General features: G+C 35.8%; 9 protein-coding genes. All 9 read right to left on the bottom strand.

The genetic code is table 11. The features are described 5' to 3' along the window. Positions 1 to 19: 19 nt before the first annotated feature. The 9 genes from opp4B to dnaA all read right to left on the bottom strand — a co-directional run bounded on the left by opp4B (position 20) and on the right by dnaA (position 12,251). Positions 20 to 982, bottom strand: a complete 963-nt coding sequence (gene opp4B / locus ACZLO7_RS01100; protein ID WP_464939689.1) for an oligopeptide ABC transporter permease — start codon at positions 980 to 982, stop codon at positions 20 to 22. A 1-nt stretch (position 983) separates the two neighbouring features. Continuing rightward, entirely contained in the window at positions 984 to 1,931 is a 948-nt protein-coding gene (locus ACZLO7_RS01095; RefSeq protein ID WP_464939690.1) for an ATP-binding cassette domain-containing protein, read from the bottom strand. Continuing rightward, positions 1,928 to 2,941, bottom strand: a complete 1,014-nt coding sequence (locus tag ACZLO7_RS01090) for an ABC transporter ATP-binding protein (protein WP_464939691.1) — start codon at positions 2,939 to 2,941, stop codon at positions 1,928 to 1,930. The genes ACZLO7_RS01095 and ACZLO7_RS01090 overlap by 4 nt, the downstream gene beginning before the upstream one ends. A 572-nt stretch (positions 2,942 to 3,513) precedes the next feature. Then, on the bottom strand, positions 3,514 to 6,045 hold the full coding sequence (gene gyrA, locus ACZLO7_RS01085) for a DNA gyrase subunit A (RefSeq protein ID WP_464939692.1): 2,532 nt from the start codon (positions 6,043 to 6,045) through the stop codon (positions 3,514 to 3,516). A gap of 26 nt (positions 6,046 to 6,071) precedes the next feature. Further along, positions 6,072 to 7,997 carry a DNA topoisomerase (ATP-hydrolyzing) subunit B gene (gene gyrB, locus ACZLO7_RS01080; protein ID WP_464939693.1) on the bottom strand — a complete coding sequence of 642 codons (1,926 nt, stop codon included), beginning with the start codon at positions 7,995 to 7,997 and terminating at the stop codon, positions 6,072 to 6,074. 73 nt (positions 7,998 to 8,070) lie between these two features. Continuing rightward, the gene (recF, locus tag ACZLO7_RS01075) at positions 8,071 to 9,192 is read right to left on the bottom strand and encodes a DNA replication/repair protein RecF (protein ID WP_464939694.1); all 1,122 of its coding nucleotides are present in this window, start codon (positions 9,190 to 9,192) and stop codon (positions 8,071 to 8,073) included. 1 nt (position 9,193) lies between these two features. After that, positions 9,194 to 9,421 carry a S4 domain-containing protein YaaA gene (gene yaaA / locus ACZLO7_RS01070; RefSeq protein WP_038179148.1) on the bottom strand — a complete coding sequence of 76 codons (228 nt, stop codon included), beginning with the start codon at positions 9,419 to 9,421 and terminating at the stop codon, positions 9,194 to 9,196. Between the two features lie 178 nt (positions 9,422 to 9,599). Further along, positions 9,600 to 10,736 carry a DNA polymerase III subunit beta gene (gene dnaN / locus ACZLO7_RS01065; RefSeq protein ID WP_464939696.1) on the bottom strand — a complete coding sequence of 379 codons (1,137 nt, stop codon included), beginning with the start codon at positions 10,734 to 10,736 and terminating at the stop codon, positions 9,600 to 9,602. Between the two features lie 171 nt (positions 10,737 to 10,907). Continuing rightward, on the bottom strand, positions 10,908 to 12,251 hold the full coding sequence (gene dnaA / locus ACZLO7_RS01060; protein WP_464939697.1) for a chromosomal replication initiator protein DnaA: 1,344 nt from the start codon (positions 12,249 to 12,251) through the stop codon (positions 10,908 to 10,910). Positions 12,252 to 12,745 lie beyond the last annotated feature (494 nt).

Below are 12,745 nucleotides of genomic sequence, written 5' to 3'. Positions count from 1 at the left end.
CCTTAATCATTAAGATTCATCATTCTATCCGAATTCGTGGGTCTACAATACTCATAATAATGTCGGACAGTAGACTACCCAATAATGCTAAGAAGCCATATAGCATAACCAGTGACGTAATTACACTGTAATCACGCGATTCAATAGATTGTAAAAATAATTGTCCCATTCCAGGAAATCCAAATATTGTTTCAATAATAATTGAACCACCAAGCAATCCTGTAATTGTGAATCCCAGGAATGCAGCAATTGGTAATAATGAATTTCGGAATATATGTTTGGAATACACCTTTGAAATTGGAAGTCCTTTACTACGAGCTGTTTTAACATAATCTAGTGATTTTGCATCAATAATTTCACTACGTAAATATTGAATGACACTTGTCGTACCAAGCAAAGCGTATGTTATGGATGGTAGTAGCAAGTGATAAAACTTATTCCAAAAATATCCCCACGTTCCTGGATCATATGCAACATCTACTGTTCCACTAGTAGGGAAAATAGGGAATTTATAACCGAATAAAAATAGGAAAATCAACGATAATACAAAAGTCGGAATAGCATAACTAATAAAACTGTAAAATACAATGGACTTATCTAAAAAAGAGTTTTGGAAACGCCCCGCTAAAATACCTAAAGGAATTGCGATAGCATATAATAAAATTACACTCAATAAAGAAAGCCATAAAGTATTTAAACCACGCTCACCAATTAGTGTTGCAACTTCTACTTTATATCCATAACTTTCTCCAAGATCACCTTGAAGAGCATTTGTTATCCAGTGATAATATTGCACGTACCATGGATCATAAAAACCAGCTTGAATTCTTAATTCCTCTATTCGATTTGGATCCGTATCTGGTGTTATTAAACCTGTAAACGGATCACCAGGCATAAACTTAGCCATGATAAAAATTAGTAGGCTAAGGACAAACAATTGTGGAATCATTATTAAAACTCTTCTAAGTATCGTTTTCCACATTTTAGTTGCCTCCTTGTTCTTGCATATTCATGGCAACTGAATGCGTATCACTTATTTGCTTTAAAGCATAAACCTTGCCATCTTTATCATAATATTTATGTTGCTCACTTTGATATAGAGCCTCCACACCTTGGCGTTCTTTTTTACGTTCAATGCGAGTAGTCGGCTCAATATTAGGTATAGCAGACAATAATCGTTGTGTATAAATATGTTGAGGATTCTTATAGATATCTTCACGACGTCCTGTTTCTACAAATCTCCCTTTATACATAATGGAAATATTGTCACACATATGTTTTACAACACCTAAATCATGTGAAATGAATAAGTAACTCAATCCATATTCCTCTTGAATATCCTTCATAAAGTTCAGAACCTGTGCTTGTACTGATAAATCAAGCGCTGATACAGGTTCATCAGCAATAATCATCTTTGGTTTACAGGCGACTGCACGAGCAATACCTATGCGTTGCTTTTGCCCTCCCGAAAATTCATGTGGATATTTATATTTAGCATCCTCTGGCATCCCTACAATTGCCAACAACTCATTAATACGCTTATTTTCTTCTTGGTCGCTTAATTTCAAAAAATTCCGAATAGGTTCTGCAATAATATCCTTAATACGCTTTCTTGGGTTCATACTAGAATGCGAATCTTGGAAAATCATTTGAATATCTCTATTATATGGTGAGGTTCTTTCGCGACGCTGATTAGTGACATTCTTACCTTCGTAAATAATGCTACCCGATGTAATTTTTTCGAGTCCAATAATTGCTTTCCCTGTCGTTGACTTGCCCGAACCAGATTCACCAACTAAACCATACGTTTTACCCCTATCGAATTCCATGTTAACACCATCAACCGCATAAACATGGTCAACTACTGTATTGAAAAATCCACCGCGAATTGGGTAATGTACACATAAATCTTTTATTTGCATAAAACTCATCTTAGTTGTCCTCCTTCTGCACCTTCAAAATCAAAGTGTTTCCAGCAAGTACATCTTACAAGGTGTCCAGGAGCAACTTCATGCAATACTGGATTATCCTCATGTGTCTCTGCAGCAAGCCACGGAATTCGAGATGAAAAACGACATCCTTGACGCGGTAAGTTTTTGAGCGATGGTACTAATCCTTTAATGACTTGAAGCTTCTCGTTTTCGCTATTCATCTGTGGAATGGAGTTAAGTAGTGATCTTGTATACGGATGCTTAGGATTATTAAATAACTCCTCTACTGGGGCCGCTTCAATAATTTGGCCTGCATACATAACAGCCACACGATCTGCAACTTCTGCAACAACTCCAAGATCATGCGTAATCAAAATAATGCCACTCTCTGTTTCTGCTTGTAATTCTTTCAATAAATCTAGTATTTGAGCTTGAATCGTTACATCCAACGCCGTTGTTGGTTCATCAGCTACAATAATAGCTGGCTTACAAGCAATTGCAATAGCGATCATGACACGTTGACGCATCCCACCTGATAATTGATGTGGAAATTGTCTAGCAACTCTTTCAGGATTCGGTATACCTACTTGATTTAACAATTCAAGAACACGTTCTGTTCTGCGCCCTTTTGTATAATCTGTATGGTAGACTAAAGATTCTGAAATTTGTTCACCGATTCTCATTAGAGGATTTAATGCAGATAATGGATCTTGGAAAATCATCCCTATATCATTACCACGAATTTCATTAAACTTATCTTCTGGAAGTCCTGCTAGGTTTAAATCTTTATAAAGGATTTCGCCTGTAACTCTAGTATTGTTTGCAGCATGTAGACCAACTATTGAAGTAGCTAGTGTACTCTTTCCGCATCCTGACTCTCCAACTATAGCTAAGATTTCATTCTTATTTAAAGTAATAGAAACATCATCAACAGCATCATAGTATGTATCCTTTATTCGAAAACTAGTGTGTAGATTCTTGATGGTTAGTAAATTCTTCGTGTTAGCCAAAAATATATCTCCTTTCAAATACTCATTATGTAGAAAGAATATTAAGAAAATAATAACAGTATTTCGTTTTAAAATATATACATAAATTTAATTAATATGTCAATTACTTTAAAAAACTCATACAATTGTTATATATTAATTAACATTTTACACACTCATTCCAATTTAAGTCAAACTATTTAATTATTTTTTCTTAATATAATATAATAATGGGAAAATTCAATCTATTTTTAGTAGAAAACGTTTAATAGGTTCTATTAATCTATTACTTTAAAGTAAGGAAGTGTATAAATGGTTATTTTAATATAATATATGTTTTACCTTAATTTCTTGATATATGCCTAAAGTAAAATCACTTTTTGTCATTTTTTGTAGAATTGTGAATAAAAGTTCCCTTGAAAAAGCTTATAATATCAAGTTTCCTTATCTATTATGTCGCCCTTTCTCTTGCTCTTCCTAAGATCCAACAATCCGCGTTTAATTATTATTTTGTCTTGTTAAGTTATGAAAATAATAACAAAAAAAGAACCTTGACTATTTATAGTCAAGGTTCTTCATATTATTAAATACAATTATTCAGCATCTGTTGGCTCAGAATCTGCATTACTTTCTTCTACTGTTACTTCTTTTAGTTCAACAGATTCTTCATTTCCATCTATTTCTTCATCTTCTTCTGATTCTTTTGCAACTTTTGCAACCGTTGCAACAAGTTCTTCATCCCCTAGACGAATTAGACGAACACCTTGCGTACTACGTCCAGTTACTGAGATATCATTAATATCCATACGAATTAACATACCGTTAATTGTGATGAGCATTAGATCTTCTGAACCATCCACTGTTTTCACAGCAGACAATGGACCATTTTTATCTGTAATTTGGCATGTTTTAATTCCCACGCCACCACGAGTTTGAATTCTATACTCTTCTTCTGGTGTACGCTTTCCGTAACCTTTTTCTGTTACAACTAAAATTTCTTGTCCTGGCTCAATCATTTCCATTCCGACAACATAGTCATCATCTTTTAAACGAATACCACGGACCCCTGCTGCTGTTCGACCCATTAATCGAATGTCTTCTTCGTTAAATCGTACAAGCATACCATTACGTGTACCTATGATAATTTCTTTTTTCCCGTCCGTAAGACGAACAGAAATTAATTCATCTTCCTCACGTAGAGAAATAGCTATTAGACCATTATTACGAATATTAGCGAAGTATGATACTGGAGTACGTTTTGTTACGCCAGTACGCGTTGTGAATATAAAGTAAGCATCATCTTCAAACGAGGGAACACGTATCATTGCTGTTACTTGTTCGTCCTTATCAACGCTTAATAAGTTAACAATCGGCAAACCTTTCGCTGTACGTCCATATTCAGGGATTTCATAGCCTTTTGCACGGAACGCTTTACCTTTAGATGTAAAGAATACAATTGTATCATGTGTGGATGTATTCATTAAATGTTCAACGAAATCATCATCATTTGTACCCATCCCTTGTACACCACGGCCTCCACGCTTTTGACTACGATATGTATTCGCAGGTAAACGTTTAATATATCCGTTATGCGTAAGAGTGATAACTGAATTCTCACGAGGGATTAAATCTTCATCTTCAATCATTTCCATACCACCGGCAGTTATTTCTGTACGGCGTTTATCATTGAAACGTTCTTTAACCTCAAGCAATTCTTCATGAATAATTTGGCGAATCTTTCCTTCATCTGCTAGTATTTCACGTAGTTTTGCGATAATTGCTTGCAGTTCTAGATATTCACCTTCAATTTTTTCACGCTCTAAACCTGTTAAACGTTGTAGGCGCATATCTAAAATTGCCTGTGCTTGACGTTCGCTTAATTTGAATTTTTCAATTAAACCAGTCTTCGCTTCTTCACCCGTCTGTGAACTACGAATTAAATGAATAATTTCATCTATATGATCAAGTGCAATACGCAAACCTTCTAAAATGTGAGCTCGATCTTCTGCTTTTCTCAACTCAAACTGCGTACGTCTACGAATCACTACTTTTTGATGTTCTAGATAGTGATAAAGAGCTTCTTTTAAACTTAAAACTTTTGGTTGACCTTCAACTAACGCAAGCATGTTAATACCAAAGCTAGATTGCATAGCCGTTTGTTTATATAAATTATTTAATACTACATTAGAATTTGCATCTTTACGGATATCGATAGCTACACGCATACCGTTACGGTCAGACTCATCGTTAATATTTGTAATACCTTCGATTTTCTTGTCTCGTACCAACTCCGCGATTTTTTCGATTAATTTTGCTTTGTTTACTTGGTAAGGAAGCTCGTGAATAACAATTGTATCTTTACCATTTGATTTTTGTTCTATTTCAACTTTAGCACGAATGATAATAGAACCGCGGCCAGTTTCATAAGCACGGCGGATTCCGCTTCTGCCTAGGATTGTACCACCTGTAGGGAAGTCTGGTCCTGGGATGATTTCCATTAACTCTTCTGTTGTAATTGCTGGATTATCAGAGATTGCTAATACACCATCAATAACCTCCCCTAGTTGATGAGGAGGAATGTTAGTTGCCATACCAACGGCAATACCTGAAGCACCGTTAACAAGTAAATTTGGGTAACGAGCTGGTAAGACAATTGGTTCTCTTTCATTTCCGTCATAGTTATCTTCATAGTCGATTGTGTCTTTATTAATATCGCGTAGCATTTCCATAGCGATTTTAGACATACGAGATTCCGTATAACGCATGGCAGCTGCTCCGTCACCATCAACAGAACCAAAGTTACCATGACCATCTACTAACATATAACGATAACTGAAATCTTGCGCCATACGTACCATTGCATCATAGATAGATGAGTCACCATGAGGGTGATACTTACCCATTACATCCCCAACGATACGAGCGGATTTTTTATAAGGCTTATCAGAAGTACTACCTAACTCTTGCATACCGTACAAAATACGACGATGTACTGGTTTTAAACCATCACGTACATCCGGTAAGGCACGAGAGACGATAACACTCATAGCATAATCTAAAAATGAAGTTCTAATTTCTTTACTAATATTAATCCCTTTAACACCGGGATTGTGGATTTCTGACAAAGTGTTTACCTCCCTTCACTAGCTCGTTAAATATCTAGATTTTTCACGTAAACAGCATTTTCTTGAATAAATTGGCGGCGTGGTTCTACCTCTTCGCCCATTAATTGCTCAAAAGTTCGATCTGCTTCAATTGCATCATCAAGTTCTACTTGAAGTAAAATACGATTCTCTGGATCCATTGTTGTTTCCCATAACTGCTCAGCGTTCATTTCACCAAGACCTTTATAGCGTTGTATACCTGGTTTTGGCATTTTAGGAAGGCGTTCTAGAATCTTTTGAAGTTCTTCATCGCTGTAACAATATTCAATATGTTTCCCTTGTTTTATTTGATACAAAGGTGGTTGTGCAATATAAATATATCCCGCTTCTATCAATGGACGTAGGAAACGGAAGAAGAATGTTAATAATAGCGTTCGAATGTGGGCACCATCAACATCGGCATCAGTCATGATGACAATTTTATGGTAGCGCGCTTTTTTCAATTCAAATTCTTCACCAATACCTGTACCAATTGCCGTAATCATTGCTCTAATCTCAGCATTAGATAATATTTTATCTAAACGTGCTTTTTCCACGTTTAGAATTTTACCCTTAAGTGGTAGAATGGCTTGGAAATGACGGTCACGACCTGATTTTGCTGAACCACCTGCAGAGTCACCCTCTACGATATAAATTTCACTTTCATCAGGATGACGAGAAGAACAGTCAGCTAATTTACCTGGTAAGCTAGAAACTTCTAAAGCGGATTTACGGCGTGTAAATTCACGTGCTTTCTTCGCAGCTACGCGTGCTCTAGCTGCCATTAAACCTTTATCAACAATTGTTCTAGAAACTGAAGGATTTTCAAGTAAAAATCTCTCGAAACGTTCTGAGAACAATGAGTTTGTAATTGTACTTACTTCAGAGTTACCTAATTTTGTTTTCGTTTGCCCTTCAAACTGCGGATCAGGGTGTTTAATCGATACAATAGCAACTAAACCTTCACGTACATCTTCACCTGCTAGATTTGCATCGGCATCTTTAATTAGATTATTTTTGCGCGCATAATCGTTAATAACACGTGTTAAAGCTGTTTTGAATCCTGATTCATGCGTACCACCTTCATACGTATTGATATTGTTAGCAAATGAGAAAATATTAGAGGCAAATCCAGCATTATACTGCATAGCGATTTCAACCGAAATACCATCTTTTTCACCTTTTAAATCAATTGCTTCATGAAGAGGTTCTTTCTTTTCGTTAATATGTTCAACATAAGATTTAATACCACCTTCATAGTGGTATGTATTTGAACGTACTTCTTCACCGCGTTCATCTGCTATCATAATACTAATACCACGATTTAAATAAGCTAATTCTCGAATACGGTGTGCTAATATATCAAATTCATAAACTGTTGTTTCTTTGAAGATTTCAGGATCTGCTTTAAAACGTGTTGTTGTTCCAGTTTCTTCAGAATCACCAATAACTTGAAGTGGCTGATCTGTTTGGCCACGACTAAAACTTAAGAAATGAATATGACCATCGCGCTTTACATACACTTCAGTTGAAACTGATAATGCGTTTACTACAGAAGCACCTACACCATGTAAACCACCAGATACTTTGTATCCACCACCACCAAATTTACCTCCAGCATGTAGCACTGTCATAATAACTTCAACAGCTGGTTTCCCCATTTTTTCTTGATTGCTTACTGGGATACCACGACCATTATCGTCGACACGAATCCAGTTATCTTTTTCAATCGTTACTTTAATTTCATCACAATATCCGGCTAAGGCTTCATCAATACTGTTATCTACAATTTCCCACACCAAATGGTGAAGACCCTTAGAACTCGTAGTACCAATATACATACCCGGACGTTTACGAACTGCTTCTAAACCCTCTAATACTTGTATCTGATCTGCATCATATGCAGCAGGCTGTTTATTCTCTTCCATTGCCATTTGTTCCACCTACTCTTTCATGACATCAGTATGCGTTTTAAATTATTTTACTAACCACTGACCTGTATTAATACTAGGTTTCTTCCACTTCAACAGAACCCTGTTTCACAAGAAACATTGCCGCTTCTCGGATTGTTTCATGGTCAATCCCTTCAACACTTGTTGTTGTCACAAAGGTCTGAACTTCACCTTGAATAGTATTCAGTAAGTGTGACTGACGGTAATCATCTAACTCTGAAAGGACATCATCTAGCAACAAAATTGGCGCTTCCCCAACTTCTTGTTTAATAAGTTCAATTTCAGCTAATTTGAGTGATAGAGCCGTCGTACGTTGCTGACCTTGAGATCCATATGTTTGTACATCATAGTCGTTCACAAGGAACTGCAAATCATCTCTGTGTGGTCCAATTAATGTAACGCCTCGTTCAAGCTCGCGCGGCAAGGCATCTTGTAGCTTCTTCTCCAAGAAAGACGCCATTTCAGCAATTGTCCAATCTGGATTCATACCACTCACTGGACGATAACGAATCTGTAATCTCTCTAAATTTCGGGAGATACCAAAATGAATTGGTTCTGCCCACTCCTGGAGTAAATCCATAAATTGAAATCTCTTATGAATAACTTGTACAGCAGCTTGAATATATTGTTCGGTATATACATCAAACATTACATCTTGCAATGCTGATTTCCCTTGGTTTTGTTTTAATAAGTGATTCCGTTGCTTTAATAGCTTTTGAAATGTTAATAGATCATGTAAATATACTGGAGAAATTTGCCCGATTTCCATATCGAGAAAACGTCTTCTGATTTGGGGACTGCCTTTTACTACAGTTAAATCTTCCGGGGCAAACATCACGACATTCATCTGTCCTATATAATCACTTAAACGGCTTTGTTCTAAATGGTTAACCCTTGCCTTTTTTCCTTTTTTAGAAAGAGTTAATTCCAAAGGTAAATGACCATATTTTTTTTGAACGTCACCTTCTATTTTACCATAGTCTTCGCTCCACCGTATCAATTCTTTCTCGTTCGAAGTACGATGTGACTTTGCCATTGATAAAACGTATATAGATTCCATAACATTCGTTTTCCCCTGTGCATTTTCCCCTAAGAAAACATTAATTTTCGGGGAAAATGACAAGTCTAACGATTCATAATTACGGTAATTCGTCAGCTTTAACCGTTCTATATGCATGTTATTCTCCGTTCGTTGGACCAGTTATCTGAAATCTCCCTGTTCCAGGAATATTCACAGTATCGCCAACATACAGTTTACGTCCACGACGATTATCTACTTCTCCGTTTACATAGACATCATTCTCTTGCAAAAACCATTTAGCCATTCCACCTGAGCTAATAGCATCTGTTATTTTTAATAATTGGCCAAGCGTTACAAATTCAGTATCAATAGCAATTTCATTCACAGTTAATTTCATCCTCTTCTATTTTTCTCTATCTCTATATTTTACCGAACTTTTGTTCATAAGTAAAAAGGATAGTCATCGAAACGACTATCCTTTAGTAAAATCAGTAGTTTATGACCAGGTCACAAACCGTTTTGGGAAATAATCCACACTGATTATTATATTAAAATAATTATTCTTAATAGGTACGGACAGGCAAAATCAATTGTAATATAGCATCGTCATGTACAGAACGAATGATAAATGGTCTCATAGCACCTGTAAATTGAATGACAACATCTTGCCCATCAATTGCTTTTAATGCATCCATCATATATTTTGCACTGAAAGAAATTTTTAATTCATCCCCAACAAGCGAGCTAACTTGAATTTGTTCTTCTACTTTTCCTACCTCGGGTGAATTAGAAGAAATTTCAATAGTATCATCTTGCATAGTTGTAAATCGTACAACATTGTTACGATCTTCGCGTGCAAGCAAAGAGGCGCGGTCAATGGCTTGAAGTAAAGAACGGCCATTGACCGTCACATCTGTTTTGTATTCTTCTGGAATTAGGCGCGATGTATCAGGATAATTTCCTTCTAGTAAGCGTGAGAAGAATAAAACATCATTTGTTTTGAATAAAACTTGTTGGTTTGTCATAACAATATCTACAGGAGTAGTTGCATCGTTCAAAATTTTACTTAATTCAGTCAAACTTTTCCCTGGTACTACAACACTGGATTGTTCACTTGGTAAATTTTCTAAAGTAACTTTACGACGAGCAAGGCGATGACTATCAGTTGCAACACATACAAGTTCCCCGTCTTTTATTTGCCAATGAACACCTGTTAATACTGGACGACTTTCACTTGTTGATACTGCAAATACTGTTTCACGAATAATTGATTTTAATAAATCAGCAGGTAAAGTGAATTGATTGTCTTCACTTATCTCTGGTAATAGGGGATATTCAGTTGAATCTAAACCAATTAAATGGAAATCTGATTTACCTGATCGTATACGTGTTTGGAATTTCTCAGATACTTCAAATTCAACATCATTAGTAGGTAATTTACGAACAATCTCATTGAACATTTTAGCTTGCAACACAATTGAACCTGGTTTTTCAACATTCATTAATTGCTCGCCATTTTCTTCAACAGGGATATACGTTTGGATTGTTATATCTGCATCACTACCAGTTAAACGCATTCCTTCGGCACTTACATCAATTTTTATTCCTGTCAAAATCGGAATTGTTGTTTTTGAACTAACTGCCTTCATGACATCGTTTAATCCATCTAATAAACGATCTCGCATGATATCAAATTTCATAAAATTATACCTCACTTATATATATTATTATTTATTAAAAGATTAATAGATATAGTAGTAGGGCCTGTGGATTTGTGGATAAGTCCAATTTAACGAATAAAATCAGCCTATCCGAGTGTAGACAGGCTGTGTATAAGTATGTTGTTAACTTTTTGGGTTATCCACAGGATTTCACTTACCTAGCATACTTTTGATCTGTTTAATATCTTGCTGCAACTTTTGATCTTCTTTAAACATTGTTGAGATCTTCTCATGTGCATGGATGACCGTTGTATGATCACGGCCCCCAAATTCTTCACCTATTTTAGGTAATGAAAAATCGGTTAATTCACGTGATAAATACATAGCGATTTGGCGCGGGAATGCAATTGATTTCGTACGTTTTTTCGCAGTAAAATCTTCTAATTTCACATGGAAGTGTTCCCCAACAGCCTTTTGAATATCTAAAATCGTGACCATTCTAGGCACTGAGTTAGGAATAATGTCTTTTAATGCTTGTGCAGCTAACTCAGCCGTAATATCTTGATTCACGAGCGAAGAGTAAGCAACTACGCGGATTAAGGCGCCTTCTAACTCACGAATGTTAGAGTCAATTTGATTTGCAATATATAGCATAACCTCATTTGGAATATCTAATCCATCAGCCTTTGCTTTTTTTCGTAATATTGCAATTCGCGTTTCTAAATCAGGTGGGGCAATATCTGTTATTAGACCCCATTCAAAGCGTGAGCGTAAGCGGTCTTCCAAAGTTGGAATCTCCTTAGGAGGTCGATCACTTGAGATAACTATTTGCTTCGATTCCTCATGCAAAGTATTGAATGTATGGAAAAATTCTTCCTGAGTTGATTCTTTTCCAGCTAAGAATTGAATATCATCAATTAGTAATACATCAACACTTCGATACTTATTTCGAAATTCTACTGCTTTGTTATCACGAATAGAGTTAATAAACTCATTGGTGAATTTTTCAGATGACAAATAAACCACCTTAGCATTAGGGTTATGTTCCAATACATAGTGGCCAATTGCGTGCATTAAATGTGTTTTTCCTAAACCTACTCCCCCATATATAAATAATGGGTTATAAGCTTTTGCTGGTGCTTCTGCAACGGCTAGTGAAGCGGCATGTGCAAAGCGATTTCCAGATCCGATAACGAATGTATCAAATGTGTTTTTTAGGTTCAGCATACCAGGAGAGAAATCTGGACGATCGTCTTGTTTTTCTTGAATACGTGGCGATGGAATATCGAAATCATCAAAGCCTGGGTCTTGTTGAACAACAAAACGGATATGCAAATCTTTCCCTGTCAATTCTGCCAAAATAGAAGCAATTAACTGTACATAGTGATTTTCCAACCATTCACGCCCAAATGAATTTGGCGCTGCAATAGTTACGGTATCAACTTTGTAAGAAAGTAGCTTCGTGGATTTAAGCCAAGTTTCAAAGCTTGGTTTTGAGATTTTTTGTTTAACTTGTGAGAGCACTTTGTCCCATAACTCTTCTAAATGTTCCAAGCTTCTTTCTCCTTTACCTAAATATCTCTATTGAATATTTGGTTATAAATACGGTTAAAATATGTTTATAAATGAACTATACCTAATAGATACTCACAATAAAAACAAGCTGTGGATAAATGTTATTCTTACCTGGTGGATAAAACTATCCACATATTATTAACAATTGTGGATAACATTTCGCATACACAAATTTATTTACAGAGTAAAACACAATAATCTTATCAAAAAAAACCAGGCAGTTCAAGATTTTTTCGGGGTTATCCACAAATTGCATAAATATACACACCTAACTTATCCACAGTGGGTGAATTTGTGTAGAACCTGTCTATAAGTCTTGTGGATAATTTTAAAGGTGTAAAAAAATGTCCACACTAGTTTTTCAGAATGAGGTAGTAGATTGTGGATAACTACTAGGGAAGGAAAACACCTCTGCCTAGATCGAGATAAAATGTATTTTCTAAATAAGCATTGACAGAATGACTGAAGTTTAT

It is taken from the genome of Viridibacillus sp. d25.2 (genome assembly GCF_055456015.2).
Note: the sequence above shows the minus strand (reverse complement) of the source record. Positions and strands in the feature narration are given on the sequence as shown.

What these genes read in the sequence shown, in the direction of transcription:
- opp4B (WP_464939689.1), bottom strand. Translation starts at nt 982, where the DNA reads ATGTGGAAAACGATACTTAGAAGAGTTTTAATAATGATTCCACAATTG.
- ACZLO7_RS01095 (WP_464939690.1), bottom strand. Translation starts at nt 1,931, where the DNA reads ATGAGTTTTATGCAAATAAAAGATTTATGTGTACATTACCCAATTCGC.
- gyrB (WP_464939693.1), bottom strand. Translation starts at nt 7,997, where the DNA reads ATGGCAATGGAAGAGAATAAACAGCCTGCTGCATATGATGCAGATCAG.
- recF (WP_464939694.1), bottom strand. Translation starts at nt 9,192, where the DNA reads ATGCATATAGAACGGTTAAAGCTGACGAATTACCGTAATTATGAATCG.
- dnaN (WP_464939696.1), bottom strand. Translation starts at nt 10,736, where the DNA reads ATGAAATTTGATATCATGCGAGATCGTTTATTAGATGGATTAAACGAT.